This is a genomic window from Achromobacter pestifer (genome assembly GCF_902859625.1).
GTDB classification, from domain to species: Bacteria; Pseudomonadota; Gammaproteobacteria; order Burkholderiales; family Burkholderiaceae_B; genus Achromobacter; species Achromobacter pestifer.
Genome location: NZ_CADIJX010000007.1, coordinates 173,007 through 198,362, shown reverse-complemented (window position 1 = coordinate 198,362; position 25,356 = coordinate 173,007). Strand labels below are relative to the sequence as shown.

24 protein-coding genes are annotated in these 25,356 nt (G+C 64.8%); 12 read left to right on the top strand and 12 right to left on the bottom strand.

Annotated features, from left to right (window positions below):
* Positions 1-6: 6 nt before the first annotated feature.
* From HV753_RS24375 to rsmB, 3 genes are read right to left on the bottom strand one after another with little or no spacing between them, the layout of a single operon-like run.
* Positions 7-2,322: a sensor histidine kinase gene (locus HV753_RS24375; protein WP_175177159.1), complete on the bottom strand. Its 2,316-nt coding sequence runs from the start codon at positions 2,320-2,322 to the stop codon at positions 7-9.
* On the bottom strand, positions 2,319-2,909 hold the full coding sequence (locus HV753_RS24370; RefSeq protein ID WP_425485927.1) for a DUF4390 domain-containing protein: 591 nt from the start codon (positions 2,907-2,909) through the stop codon (positions 2,319-2,321). The genes HV753_RS24375 and HV753_RS24370 overlap by 4 nt, the downstream gene beginning before the upstream one ends.
* Positions 2,910-2,948: 39 nt before the next feature.
* A complete protein-coding gene (gene rsmB, locus HV753_RS24365; protein WP_175177157.1) occupies positions 2,949-4,286 on the bottom strand; it encodes a 16S rRNA (cytosine(967)-C(5))-methyltransferase RsmB in 1,338 nt (445 codons plus the stop codon).
* Between the two features lie 96 nt (positions 4,287-4,382).
* Between rsmB and HV753_RS24360 the strand changes: the two genes are divergently transcribed.
* Both HV753_RS24360 and rimO read left to right on the top strand, forming a co-directional pair.
* Positions 4,383-5,015 carry a LysE family translocator gene (locus HV753_RS24360; protein ID WP_175177156.1) on the top strand — a complete coding sequence of 211 codons (633 nt, stop codon included), beginning with the start codon at positions 4,383-4,385 and terminating at the stop codon, positions 5,013-5,015.
* Positions 5,016-5,166: 151 nt separating this feature from the next.
* Positions 5,167-6,483, top strand: a complete 1,317-nt coding sequence (gene rimO, locus HV753_RS24355) for a 30S ribosomal protein S12 methylthiotransferase RimO (RefSeq protein WP_175177155.1) — start codon at positions 5,167-5,169, stop codon at positions 6,481-6,483.
* 61 nt (positions 6,484-6,544) lie between these two features.
* On the opposite strand, the gene HV753_RS24350 is transcribed toward rimO, so the two are convergent.
* A complete protein-coding gene (locus HV753_RS24350) occupies positions 6,545-7,105 on the bottom strand; it encodes a ferritin-like domain-containing protein (RefSeq protein ID WP_175177154.1) in 561 nt (186 codons plus the stop codon).
* A 230-nt stretch (positions 7,106-7,335) separates the two neighbouring features.
* On the opposite strand from HV753_RS24350, the gene HV753_RS24345 reads away from it, so the two are divergent.
* Genes HV753_RS24345 through HV753_RS24325 form a run of 5 tightly spaced genes read left to right on the top strand, consistent with a single transcriptional unit; the run spans position 7,336 to position 10,374 of the window.
* Positions 7,336-7,923 carry an LOG family protein gene (locus HV753_RS24345; protein WP_175177153.1) on the top strand — a complete coding sequence of 196 codons (588 nt, stop codon included), beginning with the start codon at positions 7,336-7,338 and terminating at the stop codon, positions 7,921-7,923.
* Between the two features lie 36 nt (positions 7,924-7,959).
* On the top strand, positions 7,960-8,523 hold the full coding sequence (locus HV753_RS24340; protein ID WP_175177152.1) for a hypothetical protein: 564 nt from the start codon (positions 7,960-7,962) through the stop codon (positions 8,521-8,523).
* Between the two features lie 34 nt (positions 8,524-8,557).
* A complete protein-coding gene (locus tag HV753_RS24335; RefSeq protein ID WP_175177151.1) occupies positions 8,558-9,184 on the top strand; it encodes an HAD hydrolase-like protein in 627 nt (208 codons plus the stop codon).
* A gap of 21 nt (positions 9,185-9,205) precedes the next feature.
* Complete coding sequence (locus HV753_RS24330; protein WP_175177150.1) at positions 9,206-9,832, top strand: pyridoxamine 5'-phosphate oxidase family protein; 627 nt, start codon at positions 9,206-9,208, stop codon at positions 9,830-9,832.
* A 23-nt stretch (positions 9,833-9,855) separates the two neighbouring features.
* The gene (locus HV753_RS24325) at positions 9,856-10,374 is read left to right on the top strand and encodes a class IV adenylate cyclase (RefSeq protein ID WP_175177149.1); all 519 of its coding nucleotides are present in this window, start codon (positions 9,856-9,858) and stop codon (positions 10,372-10,374) included.
* 4 nt (positions 10,375-10,378) lie between these two features.
* Here HV753_RS24325 and fmt read toward each other — a convergent pair whose 3' ends face one another.
* On the bottom strand, positions 10,379-11,320 hold the full coding sequence (gene fmt / locus HV753_RS24320; protein WP_175177148.1) for a methionyl-tRNA formyltransferase: 942 nt from the start codon (positions 11,318-11,320) through the stop codon (positions 10,379-10,381).
* A 30-nt stretch (positions 11,321-11,350) separates the two neighbouring features.
* A complete protein-coding gene (gene def / locus HV753_RS24315; protein WP_175177147.1) occupies positions 11,351-11,863 on the bottom strand; it encodes a peptide deformylase in 513 nt (170 codons plus the stop codon).
* Between the two features lie 226 nt (positions 11,864-12,089).
* On the opposite strand from def, the gene dprA reads away from it, so the two are divergent.
* The 3 genes from dprA to HV753_RS24300 all read left to right on the top strand — a co-directional run bounded on the left by dprA (position 12,090) and on the right by HV753_RS24300 (position 14,694).
* Positions 12,090-13,202, top strand: a complete 1,113-nt coding sequence (gene dprA / locus HV753_RS24310; protein WP_175177146.1) for a DNA-processing protein DprA — start codon at positions 12,090-12,092, stop codon at positions 13,200-13,202.
* Between the two features lie 113 nt (positions 13,203-13,315).
* On the top strand, positions 13,316-14,224 hold the full coding sequence (locus tag HV753_RS24305) for a hydroxymethylglutaryl-CoA lyase (protein WP_175177145.1): 909 nt from the start codon (positions 13,316-13,318) through the stop codon (positions 14,222-14,224).
* On the top strand, positions 14,221-14,694 hold the full coding sequence (locus HV753_RS24300; RefSeq protein ID WP_175177144.1) for a hypothetical protein: 474 nt from the start codon (positions 14,221-14,223) through the stop codon (positions 14,692-14,694). The genes HV753_RS24305 and HV753_RS24300 overlap by 4 nt, the downstream gene beginning before the upstream one ends.
* A gap of 254 nt (positions 14,695-14,948) precedes the next feature.
* On the opposite strand, the gene HV753_RS24295 is transcribed toward HV753_RS24300, so the two are convergent.
* Together HV753_RS24295 and HV753_RS24290 are read right to left on the bottom strand one after the other, a co-directional pair.
* The gene (locus HV753_RS24295) at positions 14,949-15,965 is read right to left on the bottom strand and encodes an amino acid ABC transporter substrate-binding protein (protein ID WP_175177143.1); all 1,017 of its coding nucleotides are present in this window, start codon (positions 15,963-15,965) and stop codon (positions 14,949-14,951) included.
* Between the two features lie 167 nt (positions 15,966-16,132).
* The gene (locus HV753_RS24290; RefSeq protein ID WP_175177142.1) at positions 16,133-17,374 is read right to left on the bottom strand and encodes an aminotransferase-like domain-containing protein; all 1,242 of its coding nucleotides are present in this window, start codon (positions 17,372-17,374) and stop codon (positions 16,133-16,135) included.
* 199 nt (positions 17,375-17,573) lie between these two features.
* Here HV753_RS24290 and HV753_RS24285 point away from each other — a divergent pair, with 199 nt between their 5' ends.
* Together HV753_RS24285 and HV753_RS24280 are read left to right on the top strand one after the other, a co-directional pair.
* A complete protein-coding gene (locus HV753_RS24285) occupies positions 17,574-18,293 on the top strand; it encodes a YggS family pyridoxal phosphate-dependent enzyme (protein WP_175177141.1) in 720 nt (239 codons plus the stop codon).
* Between the two features lie 165 nt (positions 18,294-18,458).
* Positions 18,459-19,427, top strand: coding sequence for a Bug family tripartite tricarboxylate transporter substrate binding protein (locus HV753_RS24280; RefSeq protein WP_175177140.1), 969 nt, complete (start codon positions 18,459-18,461; stop codon positions 19,425-19,427).
* A 100-nt stretch (positions 19,428-19,527) separates the two neighbouring features.
* Here the strand turns inward: HV753_RS24280 and HV753_RS24275 are convergent, their stop codons facing one another.
* The 4 genes from HV753_RS24275 to HV753_RS24260 form a co-directional block, all read right to left on the bottom strand.
* Positions 19,528-19,923, bottom strand: coding sequence for an Hsp20/alpha crystallin family protein (locus HV753_RS24275; RefSeq protein ID WP_175177139.1), 396 nt, complete (start codon positions 19,921-19,923; stop codon positions 19,528-19,530).
* Between the two features lie 34 nt (positions 19,924-19,957).
* The gene (locus HV753_RS24270) at positions 19,958-20,401 is read right to left on the bottom strand and encodes an Hsp20/alpha crystallin family protein (protein ID WP_175177138.1); all 444 of its coding nucleotides are present in this window, start codon (positions 20,399-20,401) and stop codon (positions 19,958-19,960) included.
* A 190-nt stretch (positions 20,402-20,591) separates the two neighbouring features.
* A complete protein-coding gene (locus HV753_RS24265; RefSeq protein ID WP_175177137.1) occupies positions 20,592-24,551 on the bottom strand; it encodes a DUF3683 domain-containing protein in 3,960 nt (1,319 codons plus the stop codon).
* A 131-nt stretch (positions 24,552-24,682) separates the two neighbouring features.
* Complete coding sequence (locus HV753_RS24260) at positions 24,683-25,219, bottom strand: YqaA family protein (protein ID WP_175177136.1); 537 nt, start codon at positions 25,217-25,219, stop codon at positions 24,683-24,685.
* Positions 25,220-25,356 lie beyond the last annotated feature (137 nt).

Below are 25,356 nucleotides of genomic sequence, written 5' to 3'. Positions count from 1 at the left end.
ATCCACCTATTGCGTAGCCGCATTATCCTTTTCTTGCGCGGTCGCGTCCATAGTATCTGCCCCGGGAGCCAACCGGGTCAACAAGATGGAAATCCGCGCGCCTCCTTCCTTGCGGTTGGCAAGGTCGATCCGTCCGCCGTGCTCTTCCACAATCTTGCGTACGATTGCCAATCCTAACCCAGTCCCGTGGGACTTGGTGGTTACGTAGGGCTCGAACGCGCGCTGCATCACCTGCGGCGGGAAACCCGGCCCGGTGTCGGCAACGGTAAATCTCAATGCTTGCTGGTCCGCCCTGTCGGGCTGTTCGCTACGCATCAGCTGGGTCGTCACACTGACCCGACCCTCGCCGCCCAGCTCGGCGATCGCGTCGCGGGCGTTGGACATCAGGTTGTGGATCACTTGGCGCAATTGGGTCGGGTCGCCCTCGATCGCCGGCAAATCCGCCCCCAGGCTCACGTCCAGATTCAGAGCCTTGCCGGCCAGACGGGACGAGCCACCCTCGGGCTCCCAGCCGTACAAGGACAGCACATCGGCCACCAGCGCATTGAAGTCGATGCGCTGCATGACGGCCGGCGGCGTGCGGGCGTATTCGCGGAAGTCGTCCACCATCTGCTTGAGCGACGCCACCTGATTGACGATGGTGTTGGTGGAACGCTCGACGATCTGCGCCTCGGCGGGCTGCAACTTGCCTTCCAGCTTCATGGCCAGGCGCTCGGCCGACAACTGGATCGGGGTCAGCGGGTTCTTGATCTCGTGCGCCAGCCGGCGGGCCACTTCGCCCCAGGCCACGGTTCGGTTGGCCGAAATCACTTCGGTGATGTCATCAAACACCACCAGGTAGCCGTTGCCCCGCCCGTCCACGCGCAGATGGGTGCCGCGGGCCAACAGGGTCAGCGGCTGCGGCGGGGCGGGCGCGTCGCCCTGCGCCGGGCTGATCTCGAACTGCTGCTGCCAGTGCTGGCGTTCCGACCCGACGGCGGCGTGGGTGGAAAAGGCCTGGCGGACGATGTTGGCGAATTCCAGCATGCCGTCCACGGTTTCCAGCGGCCGGCCGATCACCGAGCGCAGATCCGCGCCCAGAATGGTCTGCGCGCCCTGGTTGACCGTCGTGACACGGAACGACTCGTCAAACACCAGCACCCCGGAGGACAGGTTGGAGAGCACGCTTTCCAGATAGACGTTGGACCGTTCCAACTGCTGGCGATTGCTTTCGACCATGCGCCGGGCTTCGTCCAGCTGTCGCGTCATGGCGTTGAACGAGCGCGTCAATTGACCGACTTCGTCGCGCTCAGGGGGCTCGGGCAAGGGCCGGTAGTCGCCCACGCCCACGGCCTGCGTGCCGCCGGCCAGACTCAGGAGCGGACGCACCAGCCGCTTGGACAAGGACAGCGCCACCGCGATCGCGCCGAACGCGGCCAGCAGCAGCGCCAGCGTCAATGTGATGCCGTACAGCTTGCGCAGCCCCAGCCGGGACAGCGCCAATTCTTGATAGTCGCGGAACCCCTGCTGCACCAGATTGGCGTTATGCGCGATCTGTTCGGGCACCGGTTGCAGCAATTGCAGCCAGCGGGGTTCGGACGCCGCGCCCAGCAGGTTGTCGTAGCGATCCGGGCCGGTCAGCGGGATCACCACCCGCAGATGCAGCCCGCCTTCGGCGCCCGCCGTGACGGGGTCATCCGCTTCGGCCGCCGAATAGCCGCGCGCCAGGCGCAGCTGGTTCATGACGGTTGACGGCGGCATCGCCGGCAGCAATTGCCCGTACTGGCTGGTGGAAAACGCCACCATGCGCCCGCTGCCCGTGAACACCATGGCCTCTTGCACGCCGTTGGTCTCGCGCAGGCGGGTCAGGGCAAGCATCACGCCGCTGTCGGTGCTGCGGTTCAGTTCCATCGCCATGGAGCGCGCGCGCGCGTCCAGGTCGGCCAGCAGGGAATCCAGCGCGGCGCGGCCCAGGTTCAGCCCCGCCTCCAGCGCCGTGTCCACCCGCACGTTGAACCAGGATTCGATGGAACGCGACATGAACTGCACCGACACGGTGTAGATCAGGGCCCCGGGCACCACACCGATCAAGGCGAAAGCCAATGAAAAACGGGCGGTCAGGCGCGCACCGAACTGCCGGCGCCGGATCTGGCGGGCCAGGCGCACCGTCAGCGCCACCACCCAGATGAACAGCGCCAGGGCGAAAATGCCGTTCAGCACCAGCAGGGTGTCGTAGTAGCGTGCAAAACGCGAGGCATTGCCCGTGGACCATGCCAGCAAACCCAGCAAAGCCAGGCCGCTTACGGCACCCACCATCAGGGCCAGCCGGAGCAACAGCCTCATGAGGGATCTTTCTCCTTGCTGCTCAGCGTGAAGGAGAAGTCCGTCCAGGGAGTCCCCTGCGCCCACGAGCTGCTATTCAAGGCGTTCACCTGGAACGGCCGGGGCAAGAGCGAGGTGTCCAGGCGCAGCCGGAGCTGGCCGCCGTACAGCACGCCTTCATCGAAATCCCCGGCGTCGGCCACCGGCCAATTGCGGACATGACGGATGACGCTCATGGCGTCGTCCAACGACGCCACCGGGAAGGAGAGTTCGCCTACCCCCGCGCGCCATTGGCGGGTCAAAGCGTTATAGACGACCCGCCAGGTGCGCGACGTGTCCACCAGGGACTTGTCGAACCACCACCAGCGTTCGCGTGTCATGGTGAGATCGGCGGTGAAATAGAGCGGGACACCACGCTGGGCGGCGTCCCTCAACTGCTGGTTCAGCTCGAATTCGATGTCCGCGTCGATCTCCAGACGGCCGTCTCGCACCACGGGTTCAACCCGCACGACCTTCGGCTCGGCGCCATATACGTCGCCGCCCGGCACCAATGAAAGCAAGGCAGATACCAGCAACAACCCAAGAAATAAACGCGAAATAATGGACATACGACACCGAAACACCGTCATGCCCCTATTCTTGGTGATTCAGGACTGCTTGGCAAACAAGGCGTAGAAAAATCCGTCATGTTGTGCCGCGGGTGTTGCATCGACCGCAACTGGCAACAACTGGCCCGGGGCGTCCAGGCGCTGGGCCTCGGGGTGACGTTGCAAGAACTCCAGGGCCTGGCGCGCGCCTTCGATCGGGAACACCGAGCAGGTCACATAGAGCAGGCGGCCGCCCGGCGCCACGGTCTGCCACAGAGAATCCAGGATCTTGGCCTGCAACGTAGCGGTGCGGCGCACATCGTTTTCACGGCGCAACCAGCGGATGTCAGGGTGGCGGCGCACGATGCCCGAGGCCGTGCAGGGCACGTCCGCCAGCACCGCGTCAAAAGGCTTGCCGTCCCACCAGGCGTCCAGATCGGAGGCGTCGGCCGCTTGCAGCTGAACACGGCTGCTTGCCAGCCCCAGGCGGTCCAGGTTCTGCTCCACCCGTTCCAGGCGCTCGCCATCGGCGTCCAATGCCACCAGATCGATATCGGCCAGTTCCAGCAGGTGGGCCGTCTTGCCGCCGGGCGCCGAGCAGGCATCCAGCACGCGCATGCCGTCGGCGGGTGCCAGCAGTTCAGCCGCCAGTTGCGCGCCGGCATCCTGCACCGACCACCAGCCTTCGGCGAAACCGGGCAATTGGGTCACGGGCTTGGGGCTGCCCAGCACCAGACCGGCCTGCCCCACGGGTTCCGCCGACAGGCCCGCATCCTGGAAAGCCGCCAGCACCTGCTCGCGGCTGGCGCGACGGCGGTTGACGCGCAGGGTCAGCGGCGCCGGCACGTTGGCCGAGGCCAGGATCTCGCGCCATTGCTTCGGGTAGGCCAGGCCCAGTTGCTTGACCCACCAGCCAGGATGGTTCCATTGCGCCTCGGGGCTGTCGGCCACCGCGGCTTCCAGCGTCGCGCGTTCGCGCAGGAAACGGCGCAGGCAGGCGTTGAGCATGCCCTTGAAAGACGCCAGGCTGCGAGTATTGGAGGCCGCCGTCACCGCCTGATCCACCACCGTATGCGGCGCGTAGACCGGCATGCCCGGCAAGGCCGAGGCGGCCTCGCCTTCTTCTTTCAGCAACGTCAGCGACACCAGCAGCAGCGATTCAAACAACACGCTGGGATAGCGTTGAACCAGCTCGCGGCCCACGGCATCGGCCCAGCCCAGGTAGCGCATCGCGTGAAACGACACGGCCTGGGTGGCCGGACGCAAGGCGGCGCTGACGTCGGTCAGCGCGTCCGTCAGGGAACGGCCGTCCAGCACGCCCTCGACCACCCCCGCGCTGGAAAGAAGAACGGAGGAAAGCGGGGGGGCTAGATTGGGGGAGTCAGAGCGCGTGGACATGGCGGGAATTCTAGGGATAAGACCGATATGGTAGCCGGACCTGGACGAATGGCCCTGGCCGCGTCAAACTTGTCCCTCCCCGGGAGCGCTTTCTTCATGACCACCGCCACGCTGCTGCTGTTCATCCTGGCTTCGGCCGTCGCCATCGTGACGCCGGGCCCCACCACCCTGCTGGCCATGAGCAACGGCTCGCGCCACGGCGTGCGCGCCGCCGGCTGGGGGATGGCCGGCGCGGTCTTGGCGGACATGATTCTCGTCGGCTCGGTCGCCTCGGGCCTGGGCGTTGTGCTGGCGGCGTCCGAAATCGCCTTCCAGCTCATCAAATGGGTGGGCGCGGCCTATCTGGCCTATCTGGGCTGGAAGATGCTGCGCTCGGACGCAGCGCTGATCCTGCCTTCAGGCACGACCGCCGCGGATCGGCCCGCCGGCTTGGCGCTGGGAATGCGCAGCTTCATGGTGGCGCTGACCAACCCCAAGGCGCTGTTGTTCATGTCGGCCTTCCTGCCCCAATTCATTGATCCACAAGCGCCCCTGCTGACGCAATACGCCATCGTGGCCTGTGTGCTGGCCACGATCAATACCCTGACCATGCTGGTCTATGCCACGCTGGGCGCGCAGTTGGTGCGTGCCTTCCAGGGTTCCGGCCTGCGCTGGCTGAACCGCGTCTGCGGCAGTCTGATGATCGGCTTGGCGGGCACGTTGGCGCTGTACCGGCGCGGGGCGCCATAAATCGCCTGCCCGATTCGGAAATTATTCAGGGACGCATCCAAGGAAGAGCGTTTCCCTTCCTTACCGGTAAAATAACGGCCCCCCGCTCTGCCGCGCTAAAATTGCGCAGATTTTGATCACTGGCGCCGGCTCGCGCCCACCGAGGTATTCCATGTCTTCCCCCAAAGTCGGCTTCGTCAGCCTGGGCTGTCCTAAAGCCCTGGTCGACTCCGAACGCATCTTGACCCAACTGCGCACCGAAGGGTACGAAGTCACGCCTGAATACAACGATGCGGACGTCGTCGTCGTCAACACCTGTGGATTCATCGATAGCGCCAAGGCGGAATCGCTGGAAGCCATCGGCGAAGCGCTGGCCGAAAACGGCAAAGTGATCGTCACGGGCTGTATGGGCGTCGAGGAATCGGTCATTCGCAAAGTGCACCCCAGCGTGCTGGCAGTGACAGGCCCCCAGCAATATGAAGAGGTGGTGCGCGCCGTGCATGACGCCGCGCCGCCCAAGAAGGACCACAATCCCTATCTGGATCTGGTGCCGCCGCAAGGCATCAAGCTGACGCCGCGCCACTACGCCTACCTGAAGATCTCGGAAGGCTGTAATCATCGGTGCAGCTTCTGCATCATCCCCTCGATGCGCGGCGACCTGGTCAGCCGCCCGGTGGGCGATGTGCTGAGCGAAGCCGAACGCCTGGTCAAAGCCGGCGTGAAGGAAATGCTGGTGATCTCGCAAGACACCAGCGCCTACGGCGTGGACGTGAAGTACCGCAGCGGCTTCTGGAATGGCCGCCCGGTCAAGACCCGCATGACCGAGCTCTGTCTGGCCTTGTCCGAAATGGGCATCTGGACGCGCCTGCACTATGTGTACCCGTACCCGCACGTGGACGAAGTGATTCCGCTGATGGCGGAAGGCAAGATCCTGCCGTACCTGGACATCCCGTTCCAGCATGCCAGCCCGCGCATCCTGAAGGCCATGAAGCGCCCGGCCTTCGAGGACAAAACGCTGGCCCGCATCAAGCGCTGGCGCGAGATCTGTCCCGACCTGACCATCCGCTCGACCTTCATCGTGGGCTTCCCCGGCGAAACGGAGGAAGACTTCCAGTACCTGCTGGACTGGATGCAGGAAGCGCAGCTGGACCGCGTGGGCTGTTTCCAGTATTCGCCGGTGGAAGGCGCACCCGCGAACCTGCTGGACAATCCCGTGCCTGACGACGTCAAGCAAGAGCGCTGGGAACGCTTCATGGAATTGCAGCAAGGGATCTCGACCGCGCGTCTGGCCCGCAAGGTCGGCCGCGAGATCGACGTGCTGATCGACGAAGTGGACGAAGACGGCGCCGTGGGCCGCAGCAGCGCCGATGCGCCCGAGATCGACGGCTGTGTCTACGTCAGTTCGGACAAGCCCCTGAAGGCGGGCGACCTGGTGCGCGTGCGCGTCACCGAGTCGGACGAATACGACCTTTGGGGCGAAGCGATCTGATCGCTGCAAACGGGGTGCGCGCGGTTGCGCGCCCCGCGATGCCGACGGCAGGCCCTGCCGCTCAGGACTTCGCCAGGAAGTCCGACATGTCGTCGGCGTGTTCCTCTTCCACCGCCAGGATCTCCTCCAGCATGCGGCGCGTGGTGGAATCCTGTTCACCGATGTAGTCGATCATCTGCCGGTAGCTGTCGATGGCGATGCGCTCGGCGATCAGGTTTTCCTTGATCATTTCTTCCAGCGTGCTGCCTTCGACGTATTCCGAATGGCTGCGATCCAGCAGCCCCTTGGGCGACAGGTTCGGCTCACCGCCCAATTGGACGATGCGTTCGGCCAGGCGGTCAGCGTGGTCCTGTTCCTGCGTGGCGTGTTCGGCGAATTCCGCCGCCACCGGTTCGGCGTTCAGACCGCGGGCCATGAAGTAGTGGCGCTTGTAGCGCAGCACACAGACGATTTCGGTGGCCAGCGCTTCATTCAACAACTTCAGCACCGTCTGCCGGTCGGCGCGGTAGGTGTCCGTGACGGCGCCCGATTCAATGTCCTGGCGAGCCTTGGCGCGGATGGCCTTCACGTCCATGTTGAAAGGGCGGTCTGCCTTTTGGGGGGATCGGGTTGCGTGTTCCATATCGTTGCTCCTCGGGTTAGTGAAAGCACTACGACGCTGGATTTCCAGTCGTACCGAACAACCCAGTCTACCGGGCGTGGCGGATCATGCTGTGTCCAAACATTGCTCCTGCCCCCAAATTGGCCCCGCCATGGGTGACGGAAACGCCTGCGCAAACCTTGCGTAAACTATCGGCTTCCTGAAATACCCGTGACGCAATCAGTAACGGGACAAGCAATCTCCAGCCTTTTATGACTCTGAAGAACATTTGCGTGTATTGCGGCTCGAATCCGGGCACCCGTCCGGAGTACATCGAGCAGGCCCGCGTGCTGGCCCGCGAACTGGTCAAGCGTGACCTTGGGTTGGTCTACGGCGGGTCTGTCGTCGGCATCATGGGCGTCGTGGCCAACGAAGTGCTGGCCGGCGGCGGCCGCGTGATCGGCGTGATCCCCGAGTTGCTGCTGAAAAAAGAACAGGCCCACCGCGGACTGACCGAACTGCACCTGGTGCAGAACATGCACGAACGCAAGGCCATGATGATCGAAAAGGCCGACGGCTTCATCGCGCTGCCAGGCGGCGCGGGCACGCTGGAGGAGTTCTTTGAAGTCTGGACCTGGGCGCAATTGAACATGCACCAGAAGCCGTGCGGCCTGTTGAACGTCGCGGGGTATTACGATGCGCTGGTGCAGTTCGTGGACCATGCCGTCGACGAAGCGTTCATCCGGCCCCAGCACCGCGACATGCTGGTGGTGGAAGAAGATCCCGCCGTGATGTTGGACCGCTACGCCATCTACGAGGCACCCAACGTCTCGAAGTGGTTCGATCCCATCAAAGCCTGAAGCCGCCCCGTCACCCCCCAACCGGAAACCTTCGCAATGAACTCCGATTCAGCGTCCCTTTCCAGCACCGAGTCCGTACTGCGCGACTATTTTCACGCCAAGGACGAGAATCGCCCGCATTACATGGCGCGCGCCTTCGCTGACAACGCCGTGCTGAAAATGGCCCTGCGCACGCAGGCCATCGCTTTTCCTCCCGAATCGCACGGCTTGGCGGCCATCGCCGACACGCTGGTGCGCAAGTTCGGCCAGACCTACGACAACGTCTACACGTTCTACCTGTCGCGGCCCGAATCTGGCGCCTGTCTGCCGGATTACCAGTGCGACTGGATCGTGGCCATGACCGAAAAGGCCAGCGGCAACGTGCGCGTGGGCTGCGGCCGGTACGATTGGACATTCCAGGCCGAGCCTTACCGCGCGACGGACCTGACCATCACCATCGAAACCATGGTGACGCTCCCGCCGGGCGACATGGCCGCCGTGTTCGGCTGGCTGCTGGCGCTTGATTACCCGTGGACCAACGCCGCGCGCGTCGTGGCCAGCGCACCGCCGCTGGAGGCCCTGGCCCCGGTTGTCCACTATCTGCTTCACCCCAACGGCTAGTTGCCACGCCACAGCCGGCTAACGGATCGCATACTTGAAATACGACATCGCAGCTTTTGACTTTGACGGAACCCTGGCGGACACCATGCCTTGGTTCAATTCCATCCTGAACACGGTGGCCGATAAATACGGCTTCCGAAAAATCGACCTGTCGGAACGCGAACAACTGCGCCACCGCGAAGCTTCCGAGATCCTGAAGTACCTGGGTATCCCGCTGTGGAAGCTGCCGGCGATCATGACTCACGTGCGCACGTTGATGCAGGACATTGATCCCAGCGTGCATCTGTTCGACGGCATCCCAGACGTGCTTGCGCGGCTGAAAGCTGGCGGATTGCGGATGGCGGTGATCAGTTCCAACTCCATCGAAAACGTGCAGCGCGTGCTGGGCCCGGATGTCGCCGCGCTGTTCGACGACTACGAATGCGGCACCGACCTGTTCGGCAAGTCCGCCAAGATCGACCGCCTGATGCGCCGGCACGAGATCAACCCCGAACGCTTCCTGCTGGTGGGGGACGAAATGCGCGATGTCGACGCCGCCCGCAAAGCAGGCGTGCAAGTGGGTTCCGTCGCCTGGGGTTATAACCATGTGGACGCCCTGCGCGAACGCGGCCCCGACGAAGTGTTCCTGGCCGTCTCTGATCTGCCCGCCATCCTGGCCTAACCCCGGACTCCGGACCCCGCCATGCACACCGATCCCGCCCATCTGGTCACCGACGCCGCCGCCTTGCAGGCGCTGTATGGATCGCCCGGCGAAGCGTCGCTGAAGAAGGAGGTCGATCACGTGCATCCGCACTATCGCGCCTTCATTGAAGCTGCGCCGTTCGCGATGCTGGGCACCTCGGGCCCGGATGGGCTGGACGCATCACCGCGTGGAGATCCCGCGGGCTTCGTCGTGGTCGAAGACGAGAAGACGCTGCTGATGCCCGATCGCCGTGGCAACAACCGCATCGACAGTCTGCTGAACATCCTGGCCGATCCCCGCGTAGCGCTGCTGTTCCTGGTGCCGGGCGTGGGCGAGACCCTGCGTGTGAACGGCACGGCTCGCATCAGCGTGGAACCCGCCTTGTTGGCGCGCTTCGAGATGGACGGCAAGCTGCCGCGCTCCGTGCTGATCATCGACGTGCAGACCGTGTATTTCCAGTGTTCGCGCGCCCTGCTGCGCTCACGCCTGTGGGACCCCGCGACGCAAGTGCCGCGCAGCGCCTTGCCCAGTACCGGCCGCATCCTGTCCGACCTGACCGCCGGCACCTTTGACGGCGCAACCTACGACCGCGACCTGCCCGCCCGCGTGGCCAGCACGTTGTACTGAACACCGCACAAGGACGCGCCCCCATGGCTCGCAACGTCGAAATCAAGGCGCAAGTCGACAGCCTGGACGCCCTGGAACCGCTGGCCGCCGCGCTGTCCGGGCAGGAACCCATCCTCATCGCCCAGGACGACACCTTCTTCACCTGCGTCAACGGCCGCCTGAAACTGCGCGCGTTCGCCGATGGCACGGGTGAATTGATCTTTTATCGCCGCGCCGACGACACGGGACCGAAAGAGAGCTTCTACGTGATCTCGCCGACGGATTCGCCCGACACCTTGCGTGACGCGCTTGCGTTGGCTTATGGCGTGATCGGCCGCGTGAAAAAGCAACGCCGGGTGTACCTGGCCGGACGCACTCGCATCCACCTGGACCGGGTGGAGGGCCTAGGGGAATTCATGGAGTTGGAAGTGGTGCTGCGCGACGGCGAAAGCGCTGAAGCCGGCATGGAAGAAGCCCGGACCTTGATGGCCGGGCTGGGCGTGGCGCCCGCGCAACTGCTGTCGGGCGCCTACCTGGATTTGCTGGCCGCCCGCCCGCGCTGACGGATCAGGCCGGCTGCCAGCCTCGTACAAAGACATCCACCGGCTGGCGCTTGCCGCCCGCCTTCTGCAACTCAAGCAAACGCAGCACGCCGCTACCGGTCGCGATATCGATGCCGGACGCATCGGCGCGCACCACGCTGCCGGGCTCGGCGGTCGTGGGCGACGCCAACGCCTGCGCGCGCCAGACCTTCACCGGGTCGGGCAAGCCCGGCAGGCGGATACTGGCGCCAGGCACCGGGTTGAATGCGCGCACGCGGCGCTCCAGCAGATCGGCCGGCTGCGTGCAATCCAGCGCGGCTTCCGCCTTGTCCAGTTTGGCCGCGTAGGTCACGCCCGCTTCCGGCTGCTTGGCCGGGGTCAGGCCACCTTGGGCCAGGCCGTTCAAGGCTTCGACAATGGCTTCGCCCCCGGCCAGTGCCAGGGCGTCGTGCAATTGCGCCGCGTTCGTGTCGCCCGTGATCGGCACCACGCGCTCCAGCAGCATGTCGCCCGTGTCCAACCCCGCGTCCATCTGCATGATCGTCACGCCCGTCTGGGCATCGCCGGCCTCGATCGCGCGTTGGATGGGTGCCGCGCCACGCCAGCGTGGCAACAGGCTGGCGTGAATATTCAGGCAACCCAGGCGTGGCAAGTCCAGCACCCATTGCGGCAAGATCAGCCCGTAGGCCGCCACCACCATGACGTCGGGCGCAATCTGTTCCAACAGCGCGCGGGCTTCGGCGGCTTCGTCCGGGTAGCGGCCATCCAGGCGCAGGCTGCGCGGCTGGGCGACGGGAATGCCGGCGTCCAGTGCGGCCTGCTTGACCGGGCTGGGCGTCAGCTTGAGTCCGCGGCCCGCGGGGCGGTCGGGCTGCGTCATGACCAAGGCGATGTCATGCCCTGCGGCCCGCAAGGCGTCAAAAGCGATACGGGCGAATTCCGGCGTGCCGGCAAAAACGAGGCGCATGGGGAAAGACCAGAAAGTGGAAAACGGGAATCAGTCGCGCAGCGCTTCGCGCTCGGCCTTCTTCAGCCTGGTCTTGATACGGTTCTGCTTCAGGTTGGACAAGTATTCAACAAAGACCTTGCCTTCCAGGTGATCCAGTTCGTGTTGCACGCAGACGGCCAGCAGACCGTCGGCTTCAAACTCGAACGGCTTGCCGTCGATGTCCAGCGCCTTGCAGCGGATACGTGAGGCGCGTTCCACCTCGTCGTAGACGCCGGGCACGGACAGACAGCCTTCTTCGTAGATCTTGTAGTCGTCGCTGTGCCAGGTGATCACGGGATTGATCAAGGTCAGCAGTTGATTGCCTTCCTCGGACACGTCGATCACGACCACGCGCTCGTGCACGTCGACCTGGGTCGCGGCCAAGCCGACACCCGGCGCGTCATACATGGTCTCGGCCATGTCGCGCACCAGTTGACGGATGCGGTCGTCGACCTCGGCTACCGGCTTGGCCTTTTTGTGCAAGCGCGGGTCCGGGTAGCGAAGGATAGGAAGTAAAGCCATTGAAGGGGTATCGCCAGTGATTGATGCTTACCTAAGAGTTTAATTCATTAGAGTCTTGATTTCTAATAGTTTTCAGCTAAGTCAAGGATTGCAGGCATTGCAGCGTCCCCGGTTTATCCGCGAAGGGCATGACGGCCTTGCGTGACCATTCCGTCCCGCCGCGGCAGGTGCGTCCGCCCCGCATGCGACACTCACGCACTACTCGACGCCCGACGCGCCCTCCCCCATGCCGCTTACGCATTCTTCCTCTGAACTGTCCGCCTGGCTGCGGCTGTCTCTGGAACCCGACATCGGTTCCGCCACCGCCTGCCTATTGCTGGGCGCCCTGGGCATGCCCGAGCAAATCTACGCCCAGCGCGCCACGGCGCTGGTCCGCCATGTTCCCGAGGCGTTGGCCCGCCAATTGGCCGCGCCCATGCCGGACGACATGGCGGCGCAGGTGGACAGCGCCTTGGAATGGGTCAGCGCCCCCGGCCGCCACATCCTGACGCTGGCCGACCCCACCTATCCGCAAAGTCTGCTGACCATCGCTGACCCGCCCATCCTGCTGTATGTCGCAGGCGATCCGGCATATCTGCAAGGTCCCTCGCTTGCCGTCGTGGGTGCACGCAATGCCACACCGGGCGGCCAGGAAAACGCCCGCGCATTCGCCCGCCATCTGGCCGCGCACGGCTGGCGTGTTGTCAGCGGATTGGCGCTGGGCATCGACGCGGCTGCGCACGAAGGCGCGCTGGACGCCGGCCCCGACGGCGCGGGCACGGTCGCCGTCATGGGCACCGGCATTGACCGCATCTACCCCGCCCGCCACCGCGACCTGGCGCACCGCATCGCGGCGCACGGCGCGCTGGTCTCTGAATTTCCCCTGGGCACGGGTGCCCTGCCCGCGCACTTTCCCAAACGCAACCGCATCGTGGCTGGCCTGTCGCGTGGCGTGTTGGTGGTGGAAGCCGCCAAGCAAAGCGGATCGCTCATCACGGCCCGGCTCGCAGGCGAAAGCGGGCGCGAGGTTTTCGCCATCCCCGGTTCCATCCATTCGCCGTTGTCGCGTGGCTGTCATGCCCTGATCCGTCAAGGCGCCAAACTGGTGGAAACGGCGGCGGATATCACCGACGAACTCGGCGGAGGTCCGACGCCAACGCCCCGCAACGCGCCCCGGCCGACGGCGCCGCTGCCCGACCACCCCGTGCTGGACGCGCTGGGCTTCGACCCGCTACACCTGGACGCCATCCAGGCGCGCTTGGCGCTGGGCATCGGCGACTTGCAGGCGCAACTGGTCGAACTGGAGTTGCAAGGCCGCATCGCCCGCTTGGACGACGGCCGCTACCAACGCCTGAAGTAGGTCCGTCCCCCAAACCGCCTCGCGCAAGGTGGACGCCACGCGATGGCGCTAATATTGGCGCTAGCGCCGCAGACTTGCGCGCCGCGTCATCCAATACCGAACCAGGAAGAGACATGGCTTTGCCCTCCCGCGTGAAGATCGTCGAGGTGTCGCCTCGCGACGGCCTGCAAAATGAAAAGGAATTCGTGCCCACCGACGTCAAGGTGGAACTGGTCAACCGCCTGGCCGCAGCTGGCTTCCCGAATGTGGAAGCCGCCTCGTTCGTGTCGCCCAAATGGGTGCCGCAGATGGCCGATGGCGCCGACGTGATGGCGCGCATCGAACGCCGTCCGGGCACGATCTATTCGGTGCTGACGCCGAACATGAAGGGCTTTGAAGGCGCGCTGGCCGCCGGCGCGGACGAGATCGTGATCTTCGGCGCCGCCAGCGAAGCGTTCTCGCAAAAGAACATCAACTGCTCCATCGCCGAATCCATCGCTCGCTTCGAGCCCGTGGTGCAAGCCGCGCGCGAAGCCGGCATCCGCGTGCGCGGCAGCATCAGCTGCGCGCTGGGCTGTCCTTATCAGGGCGACGTTCCCGTGGAATCGGTGGTGGACGTGGCGCAGCGCTACCTGGCGATGCAAGTCGACGAAATCGACGTGGCTGACACCATCGGCGTCGGCACGCCTCAGCGCGTGCGCGACGTGATGTCGGCAGTTACGCGGGTGGTCAATCCGGCCCATGTGTCCGGCCATTTCCACGACACCTACGGCCAGGCGCTGGCCAACATCCTGGCCGCGCTGGAAACCGGCATCTCCATTTTCCATACTTCCGTCGCCGGCCTGGGTGGCTGCCCGTACGCCAAGGGCGCCACCGGCAACGTCGCGACCGAAGACGTGCTGTACATGCTGCGCGGCCTGGACATCGATACCGGCGTGGACTTTGACGCCGTGGTCGATATTGGCCAATGGATGTCGGCGCACCTGAACCGCAAGGGTTCCAGCCGGGCCGGCAACGCCATCGCCGCCAAACGGGCCGCATGACCACGCCTGACACCGCTCCCACCGCGGAAGACCGCGCAGCGCTGCTGCGCGAGATCGGCCCACTGCCTCTGTCGGGCCAAGCCTGGCCCGACTGGGTGCGTATCCTGGCCTGGGTGATCCTGGCCGTGCTGGGCGTTCAGGTGGTGACGACCGCCATCCGGGCCCCGGCCCAACCCTTCGACACCGTGCTGGCGATCGTGGTGGTGCTGTGCTTCGTGGGGCTGCTGTTCGTGTCCTGGCACATGCAGACGTCGATCACCACCATCGATGAACGCGGCTTGCGCCAGACCTGGTTCACGCGCCGCGAAGTCGCCTGGGAAGACGTGCGCCACGCCCGCTTCGTGCCCATGTTGTTCTCAAAGCGGCTGGTGGTGTTCACCCACCGGGGACGGCCGGTGATCCTGCAAGGAGGCACGCGAGAATTGCGCGGCGCCTTCGTGAAGATTGCGCAGGTGTATCGGCGGGGGTGATGGGTTGCGCGCGATCCGCGCCAACCCGTTCATGGCAGGGTGATGGGTTGCGCGCGATCCGCACCAACCCATTCATGGCAGGCAGTGCCGCGCTACACCCATCCTACGAAATCCGCTTGTCGCCGTAGGATGGGTGTAGCGCGGCAAGCTAAAGGCAAGAACATTGCCATGCAGCGCGCGCAACCCATCGCATCGGTGTCAGCGCATCGGTGTCATCGAATCGGCGTCAGCGCATCGATGTCAGCGGGTCGGTGTCAGCGGATCGGCAATGCGTACATCAGGCCGCCCTGCGTCCATTGCGCATTCAGGCCGCGCTTGATCTTCAGCGGGCTGCCTTCGCCCACGTTGCGCTCGAAGCTCTCGCCGTAATTGCCCACCTGCTTGACGATGTTGTAGGCCCACTTTTCGTCCAGCCCCAGGTTGGCGCCGCCGCCGGGCGTGACGCCCAGAATGCGCTTGATGTTGGGGTTGGCGCTCTTTGCTTGCTCATCCACGTTCTTGGACGTGACGCCGTACTCTTCCGCCTCGATCATCGCCGACAGCGACCAGCGCACGATGTTCAGCCACGCATCGTCGCCTTGGCGCACAAAGGGGCCCAACGGCTCTTTGGAGATGATTTCCGGCAGCACGACATAATCGTCGGGATTCTGCATTTTGGAGATGCGGATCGAGGCCAGGCCAGATGCGTCCGTGGAAAAGACGTCGCAACGGCCAGCGGCGAAGGCGTTGACCACTTCGTTGAAGGTCTCGATCACCACCGGCTTGTACGTCACGTTATTGGCGCGCGCCCAGTCGGCCAGCGTGTTCTCGTTGGACGTGCCGGTTTGCAGGCAGATGGTGGCGCCGTTGATCTCTTTGGCGCTCTTCACGCCCAGCGACTTCGGCACCAGGAAACCCTGGCCGTCGTAGAAATTGATGCCCGCGTGGATGATGCCCAGCGCGGTGTCGCGCTGCTGCGTCACGGTAGTGTTGCGCGTCAGCACGTCCACTTCGCCCGATTGCAGCGCGGTAAAGCGCTGCTGCGAATTCAGCGGCACCACCTTGATCTTGTTGGCGTCCCCGAAGACCGCCGCGGCGATCGCACGGCATAGATCCACGTCCAGCCCCTGCCATTTGCCTTGCGCATCGGGCGCCGAAAAGCCCGCGAAGCCCGTGGTCGTGCCGCACGCCACGGCGCCGCGCTGACGCACGACATCCAGCGTTGCCGCCTGTGCGCCTTGCGCTGCCGCCATCAAGAGCGCCGCGCCCACCAACCCTTTTGCAATGTTCATGACCTGGATTCCTGTTATGCCGTGCGCGAGGACGCGCCGAGGCAAGAAGCTTATAGACATGAAGCGCCCGCGCCAAATAACAAGCGCTTATTTAGGTATGTCCGCCCAGGCTCGGGCGGACAGGGCCCAAGCATAACCAAGGCCGGCACAGCCGGCCTTGGCCGCGATCAAGCCGCCAGCGAGATCGACACGGGTTCGTTGGCTTCGCAGGCTTCCAGCGCGCGGCCCAGCCGGACCATGCCCTGGGCGATCTGGCTTTCGTTCATCGTGGCGAACGACATGCGCATGGCAAACAGGTCTGCCTGTTCGGCCTGGGCGTAAAAGGCCTTGCCCGGCACATAGACCACTTCGTGCTCGATGGCATAGGGCAACAAGCGCGTGGCGTCCACCTCGCCCGTCAGGCGGGCCCAGAAGAACATGCCGCCTTCGGGTTTGCTGAAGCTGATGCGGCCGTTCAGTTCACGGGCCAACGCCTCGGCCATCGCGTCGCAGCGCAAACCGTAGGCGGCGCGGATGCGCGGCACGTGCTCTTCGTAGCGGCCGTTGGCCAGGTACTGCGCCACCGTTTCCTGGATCCAGGCGGACGAGGCCATGTCGTCGGCCGCCTTGGCGCCCACGCAACGGCGGCGGATCTCGGCCGGCGCGACCAACCAGCCAATACGCAACGCGGGCGCCATGGTCTTGGACATGCTGGCCAGATACACGGCCCAATGACGGGCTTCGCCTTCGGCCAGGGCCGCGATCGGCGGCACCGCTTCGCCGGCGAAGCGCAGTTCGCTGTAGGGATCGTCTTCGACAATCAAGAAGCGGTGCTTCACCGCCAGCTCCAGCAGCCGCAAGCGGCGTTGGCGCGTGAGGGTGGCGCCGCAGGGGTTCGAGAACGACGCGACCACGCAGACCATCTTGGGCTTGATGCGGGCGGCCAGTTCGTCCAGCGCATCCACGTCGATGCCGTCCGGGCCCGACGGCACGGTGTGGACCGTGGCGCCGGTGTAGCGCAGCGCCTGCACGGAGTTCGGGAAGGCGGGCGATTCAATGATGGCGTGATCGCCCGGTTGCAGCATCACGCGGGTCAGCAGCGCCAGCGCTTGCTGGGACCCGCCCGTGACCATCAATTCCGTGTCGGCGTTGCAGTTCAGGCCACGCGCGGCGGACAAGCGCGCCAATTCGTGGCGCAGGCTGGCCTGGCCGTCGATGTTGGAATATTGCAGGCAAGCGCCCAAACGGGCCAGGACCTGCGTCGATGCGATCGACAGGCCATCCACGTCGAAGAGTTCTTGCGCGGGATAGCCGCCCGCTAGCGAAATCGTGCCCGGCCGCAGAGCGTAGGGCATCAGCGATCGGATGGGAGAAGCGGGGGGATTCAGGAAAGGCGTGGCAAAAGCGTATTCTGGCGCAGCGCTGGACATGGCGGGGGGACTGGAGAAGTGGGAAACCGTATCGCCCAAGAGGCGGCACAGGCGGGCATAGAACATTGAAATATAAACAAATCTCTACAAATTCTAAGCCTGGCGATTACACAGGGTCAACGGCGAAAACGGCCAGTGTGGCGAAACCATCCTGCACAGTCCTACACTATGGGACATCCTGTTCCTGCAAGAGAGCTGCATGACCGTCGTAGACACCATGGCCGGGCGCCTTGCCCAGATTCAGCAACGCATTGCGGCGGCCTGCGTGCGCGCCGGCCGGGCCCCCGACAGCGTGGTCCTGCTGCCCGTCAGCAAAACCTTCGACGTGGACGCGATCCGCGAAGCCATGGCGCTGGGCCTGACCCGGTTTGGCGAAAACAAGACGCAGGAAATCCGCCAGAAGGCCGCCGCGCTGGCGGGCCAGGGCCTGCAATGGGTGCTGATCGGGCACCTACAGACCAACAAGTCGAAAGACGCCGCCCGCGACGCCACGGAAGTCCAGTCGCTGGACCGCGCCGATCTGGCCGAAGCCCTGCACCGCCGCCTGCAAAACGAGGGCCGGACGCTGGACGTGCTGGTGCAAGTCAAAACCTCTACCGAACCCAGCAAGTTCGGCATGGCCCCCGAAGACGTGTCCGCCTTCCTGCGCCGCATCGCCGCGGAATTCCCCACGCTGCGGGTGAAAGGCTTGATGACCCTGGCCGTCAATTCGCCCGACCCCGACGCCGTGCGCGCCTGCTTTCGCGCGCTGCGCGAACTCCGCGACCGCTTGCGGGCCGAAGACATTGCCGGGATCTCGCTGGACCGGCTGTCGATGGGCATGAGCGGCGACTTTGAACTGGCGATCGAGGAAGGATCGACGGAAGTGCGCATCGGCACGGCCATCTTTGGCGCGCGCACCTACCCCGATCCGCAGTAGCCCCCGGCGTGGTGCAGTGCGGGAAAACAGGGGGGCACAAGCCCCCCTTTCCAATGGGAACGCGAGGCATAATAGCGTCGCAAAAATAGCGACGCAGACTGACGGCGCAACACTAGACGCAGCCGACGTCGCGCTCAATACAGACCCCGCACGAGGAGACACCCCATGCAGAACCCCGCACGGCGCCTATTGGCGCTTGCCGCCCTGTCGCTTGCCGCCGCCACGGCGTCCGCCCAAACCTGGCCCACGCAGCCGATCCGCTGGATCGTGCCCTACCCGGCCGGCGGCGGCACCGACGTCGTCGCCCGCACGGTCGCCAGCGGCCTGGAAAAACCCCTGGGCCAGACCATCGTGGTGGAAAACCGCCCCGGCGCCGCCACCATCATCGGCGCCACCGCCATCGCGCAATCCGACCCCACCGGCTACATGATCGGCACGGCCGACTCCGGCACGCTGGCGTTCAATTCTTCGTTGTACGCCAAGCTGTCCTACGACCCGGCCAAGTTCACCTATATCGGCGGCATCGCCAAGTTCCCGCTGCTGCTGGCCGTGAACGTCAACTCGCCCTACAAGACGGTGGACGACGTGCTGGCCGCCGCCAAGAAGGAACCCGGCAAGCTGACGGCGGCCTCCGCCGGCGCGGGCTCGCCCCATCACCTGGCGTTGGAGCTCTTCAAGCAGCGCACGGGCGCCAACTTGCTGCACGTGCCCTACAAGGGCGCCGCCCCGGCGATCCAGGATCTGCTGGGCGGACAGGTGGATGTGATGTTCATCGATCTGGCCTCGGGCCTGCCTAACGTCAAGGCTGGCAAGCTGCGCGTCCTGGCCGCCGCCACGCCTGAGCGCGTGTCGGTGCTGCCCGACACGCCCACGATGGCTGAACAGGGCGTGGCCAACTTCACGGCCTACGCCTGGCAAGGCCTGGTGGGCCCGGCCGGCGTGCCGGAAGCGGTGGTCAAGAAGCTGTCGGCCGATCTGGACGCCACGCTCAAGACGCCTGCCGTCTCGCAGAAGATGCTGGATATGGGCGTGATCCCGATGCCGATGTCGGCACAGGACTTCAAGGCCTACGCCGAGCAAGAGCGCAGTGCGTGGGCGGACGTGATCAAGAAGGCGAACATCAAGCTGGAATAGCCGTAGCGGCGCTTCCCGGCACGTAAGGAAAAGCCGCGGCCATCACTGGCCGCGGCTTTTTTACTGCGCTTTGGCGTGCCTGCCGCGCGGCAGGCGGAGGTCAACCCGCCAAGACCGGAATGCGCCGCGGCTGGGCTTCCCGCATACGCGGGATATGCAACGTCAGCACGCCTTGCTTCAGGCTGGCGCTGATCTGCGCCCGATCGAATTCCTGTCCCAGCCGGAACGAGCGCCGGAACAGCGGTGCGCGCAGTTCACCCAGCACCAGTTGCAGATCGCCGGGCGTGGCGACGGACGCCTCGCCCTCGATCACCAGCACGTCCGACTCCACATTGATGTGCAGCCGCTCTTTCGAGACGCCGGGCAGGTCGGCGGCCAGGGTGATGCCTTCCGGGCCTTCAAAGATATCCACGGCGGGCACGGTAACGGCACGGGCCTCGGGCTTGCGCGAAGCGGACTCGTCCGGGGTCACGGCCAGGTCTTTGCGTTCATTCATGATCGATGCTCCTTGTAGCGGTTGGCGGCGGGACTCACTGCACGGTCACGACGCGGGGCTTGGACGATTCCTTGCGTTTGATCGAAATGGCCAGGCAGCCGTCGACATAGCGCGCCTGGACTTGCTCTGGGTCCACGTCGGCAGGCAGTTCAATGACCCGCACATAGCGGCCATGGGCACGTTCGCGGGCGTAATAGCGCGCGTTTTCCGGAAGTTCCGGCGCGCTGCGTTCGCCGCTGATGGTCAGTACGCGCTTTTCGAGGGTGACGTTCAAGCCATCGGGCTCCATGCCCGGCACGAACGCGACCACTTCAATCGAATCGCCGGACACACCGACGTTGACGGGCGGAAACAACGCCTGCGGCGTGGCGCGCAAGGCGGCCGGCAGGCCGGCGCCACGCAGAACGCGGCCCATATGCTCCTGGATGGTGTCGAAGGCGGATGCAAAGCCGCTATCGCTGAATGGAAAGTTGCTCATGTTGGTCTCCCGAGTGAAAAGGGACCGATCAAGACACAACGCAATCGCCACAACCGCGACCGCAGGCCTGATCGCTTCATGACCAATGATGGGAGCAATTTCGCCGACTTCAAGAGTCGGCGAAATGGAGAAAAAATGGGGAAAGAAGGCGCCCCCGCGCCCGGACAGGGCGCGGGAAGCCCTATGCCGATTACACCAGCACGCGCTCGATGCCGCCGGCGTTGGCGCGCTTCACGTAGTCTTCCATCCAGCCTTCGCCCAGGATGTGGCGAGCCATTTCGACCACGATGTAATCCGCGTCCATGCCCGTGTCGCCTTCATAGCGCGACAGCCCTTGCAGGCACGACGGGCAGGAAGTCAGCACCTTCACGTCGCCCGTGAAGCCATCACTGCGCAGCGCGGCGTCGCCCTTCTGCAACTCTTCCTGCTTGCGGAAGCGCACCTGCGTGGAGATGTCCGGCCGGCTGACCGCCAAGGTGCCGGATTCGCCGCAGCAACGATCGCTCTTGATGGCGTCATCGCCCACCAGGGCGCGTACCGTCTTCATCGGTTCTTGCAGCTTCATCGGCGTGTGGCAGGGGTCGTGGTACATGTAGCGCACGCCCTTGGCGCCTTCCAGTTTGATGCCCTTTTCGAGCAGGTATTCGTGGATGTCGATCAGGCGGCAGCCGGGGAAGATCTTGTCGAACTCATAGCCCGACAGCTGGTCGTAGCAGGTACCGCAGCTGACCACCACCGTCTTGATGTCCAGGTAGTTCAGCGTGTTGGCGACCCGATGGAACAACACCCGGTTGTCGGTGATGATCTGTTCGGCCTTGTCCGTCATGCCGTTGCCGCGCTGGGGGTAGCCACAGCACAGGTAGCCCGGCGGCAGCACGGTCTGCACGCCCGCATGCCACAGCATGGCTTGCGTGGCCAGGCCCACTTGCGAGAACAGCCGCTCGGACCCGCAGCCCGGGAAGTAGAACACCGCTTCCGTGTCGGCCGTGGTGGCCTTGGGATCGCGGATGATCGGCACATAGTTCGCGTCTTCGATGTCCAGCAGCTTGCGCGCCGCCTGCTTGGGCAGCCCGCCCGGCATCTTCTTGTTCACGAAGTGCACGATCTGCTCGCGCAGCGGCGGCTTGCCGACGGTGGCCGGCGGCTTGGCCGTCTGCTTTTTCACCAGGCCCGAAAACAGATCGTGCGCGGCGCGCTGCACCTTGTAGCCCACCCCCACCATCGCTTTGCGCGTGGCGTTGATGGTGGCCGGGTCCTTGGCGTTCAGGAAGAACATGGCGCTGGCCGTGCCCGGGTTGAACGACTTGCGGCCCATGCGGCGCAACACGGCGCGCATGTTCATCGACACGTCGCCGAAATCGATGTCCACCGGACAGGGGTTGTAGCACTTGTGGCAAACGGTGCAGTGGTCTGCCACGTCTTCAAATTCTTCCCAGTGCTTCAGGCTGACGCCACGACGGGTTTGCTCTTCGTACAGAAAGGCTTCGACCAGCAGCGAGGTCGCCAGGATTTTGTTGCGCGGCGAATACAGCAGGTTCGCGCGCGGCACGTGGGTGGCGCACACGGGCTTGCACTTGCCGCAACGCAGACAGTCCTTGATGGATTCCGAGATGGCGCCGATGTCGCTTTGCTGCATGATCAGCGACTCGTGGCCCATCAGGTTGAAGCTGGGCGTCCAGGCGTGGCGCAGGTCGGCGCCCGGCATCAGCTTGCCGGCGTTGAAGTGGCCGTTGGGATCCACGCGGCGCTTGTAGTCCTGGAACGGCGCCAATTCGGCTTCCGTCAGGAATTCATACTTGGTCAGGCCGATGCCGTGTTCGCCGGAAATCACGCCGTCCAGGTCGCGGGCGATCTGCATGATGCGCTCGACGGCCTGGTGGGCCTCGCGCAGCATTTCGTAATCGTCGGAGTTGACCGGCAAGTTGGTGTGCACGTTGCCGTCGCCTGCGTGCATGTGCAGTGCCACGAACACACGGCTCTTGAGCACGCGGCCATGAATGGCGATCAGTTCGTCGACGATCTTCTTGTAGGCTGCGCCCGAGAACGTGCGTTGCAGGCCGACCAACACTTCGGTCTTCCAGGACACGCGGATCGTGCGGTCTTGCACCACGTCGAACACCAGGGCTTGCGGTTGCGCGGCCAGGCGCTCGGTCAGCGCCGCCTGCACGTCGCCCAGGCCCAGCCCCTGCAATTGCGGCAGGGCCTGCCCCAACGGCAGATCCAGGTTGTCCAGCAGCCATTGCCAGCGCTGGCGCGTGGCGCCCAGCAGCTCCAGGGCCTGGCGCGTGCGGTCGGCCAAGACTTCGGCGCGGGTGCTTTCGATGTCCGCATCATCCGCCTTGCCCACCGGCAGCGGCGTACAGAGATAAGCATCCAGCGCGCCCAATAGCTTGAGCTTGTTGCGGGTGGACAGTTCGATGTTGATGCGTTCGATGTGATCCGTGTATTCACCCATGCGGGGCAGCGGAATCACCACGTCTTCATTGATCTTGAAGGCGTTGGTATGACGCGCGATGGCGGCGGTGCGCGAGCGGTCCAGCCAGAATTTCTTGCGCGCCTCAGGGCTGACGGCGACAAATCCTTCGCCATGGCGCGTATTGGCCAGGCGCACGACCTCGCTGGCGGCGGCGGCCACGGCGTCATCGTCATCGCCGACGATATCGCCGATCAGGACCATCTTGGGCAGCACGCCGCGCTTGCTCTTGGTGGCGTAACCCACCGCGCGCAGATAGCGTTCATCCAGGTGTTCCAGGCCCGCCAGGATCGCGCCGCGGGCACGGCCCTCGCCATCCAGGTAGCCCTTGACCTCGACGATCGACGGAATGGCGTCGCGCGCCTGCCCGAAGAATTCCATGCAGACAGTGCGCGTGTGGCGCGGCATGCGGTGCAGCACCCAGCGCGCGGACGTGATCAGGCCGTCGCAACCTTCCTTCTGGATGCCGGGCAGACCGGCCAGGAACTTGTCGGTAACGTCCTTGCCCAGCCCTTCCTTGCGGAACACGCGGCCCTTGATTTCCAGGGTCTCGGTCTTGAGCAGGCGTTCGCCCGGCTTGCCTCGGCCATCAAACCACTTGAGCTCGAAGCGCGCCATCTCCACGTCATGGATCTTGCCCATGTTGTGTTCCAGGCGCGTCACTTCCAGCCAGTTGCCGTCCGGGTCAACCATGCGCCACCAGGCCAGGTTGTCCAGTGCGGTGCCCCACAGCACGGCCTTCTTGCCGCCCGCGTTCATGGCGATGTTGCCACCCACGCACGAGGCTTCGGCGGACGTCGGATCCACGGCGAACACGAAGCCGGCGGCCTCGGCCGCTTCCGACACCCGCTTGGTCACCACGCCGGCGCCGGCATGGATGACGGCCACGGGCTCGGTCAGCCCGGGCAAGATACAGGACTCGACCTTGCCCAGCTTGTCGAATTTTTCGGTATTGATGACGGCCGACTTCCACGTCAGCGGAATGGCGCCGCCGGTATAGCCGGTGCCGCCCCCGCGCGGGACGATGGTCAGGCCCAGTTCAATACAGGCGGTGACCAGCGCGGCGATCTCGTCTTCGGTATCCGGCGTCAGCACCACGAAGGGGTACTCCACGCGCCAGTCGGTCGCGTCGGTCACGTGGGACACGCGCGACAGGCCGTCGAACTTGATGTTGTCGCGCGCCGTGATGCGGCCCAGCACCTTTTGCGCCTGCTTGCGCATCATGGTGGTCTGGTCGAATTCGCCCTCAAACGCGGCAATGGCGGAACGGGCCCGCGCCAGCAGGCCGACGACCTTCTCATCGCGGTGCGGGTCATGGCCTTCGCCTGCGGCAACGCCAGGTTCACGGCGGCGGTCGATCTCGCCCAGGCGATGGTGCAGGGCATCAATCAGCTGCTTGCGGCGCTTGGGGTTGTCCAGCAGGTCGTCTTGCAGGTACGGGTTGCGGCGCACCACCCAGATGTCGCCCAACACTTCGTACAGCATCCGTGCGGAGCGGCCGGTACGGCGTTCGCCGCGCAGATCGCTCAACAGGCTCCAGGCGTCATCGCCCAGCAACCGGCCAACAATCTCGCGGTCGGAAAAAGACGTGTAGTTGTAGGGAATTTCGCGCAAGCGCGCGGGTGCTGCGGGCGGCATCGCCCCGTTCAAGATGTGGCTAGCGAGTGGGGCGTTCATGGCGGCAAGAGGGGCCCATAAAAAATTATTTTATGCCATTGGCGAGACTTGACCCCTAATACCCCTAGGAAGCCGGCCAAAAGTGGTCGTGGACGGCAACGACCCGTCCCCTTTTAAGCTTGATGTCAGCGCTAGATCTGCCCGGGGAAGAACCACAGCAAGCTGGCGGTCATCACCAGATAGCGCAGGAATTTGCCAATGGCCATATAGAGCATGCAGGGCCAGAAAGACAGCCGCAGCCATCCCGCCACCGCGCACAGCGGGTCACCCACCGCGGGCAGCCACGACAGCAGCAGGGCCGGCGGCCCCATCCGATGCAGCCAGTCGTGGGCGCGCTCGTTCCAACGCCCGCGCATGCGCCCGCCCTCCGTCGCGTCGGGATGCGGGTGGGGATGCTTTTCCTTCCACCGTTGCACGGCGCGTTCGGCGCCCAGTCCCATCGCGTAGCTGATCGCCCCGCCAATGGTGTTGCCCACCGTGGCCACCAGGATGGCCGGCCAGAACATATCGGGCGACAGTTTGATGTAGCCGAACACCGCCGGCTCGGAGCCCAGCGGCAGCAAGGTTGCCGAAACGAGCGACACCGTGAAAATAGCCGACAAGCCCACCGAGGGCAGCGCCAGCACTCCCAGGAGCCAATGAACAGCGGATAAGAGGCTTTCTTCCATGATGAGCGAGTGTAGCCGCGCGCCAGGCAATACCTGCCAAGATTCATCGTGGCGATGCCCGTCCACGCTACATCCTTGCCATCAGAAACCTTGCGGGCCACGCGGGTTTCCCTGCAATAATCTGCCCCATCTTCCCA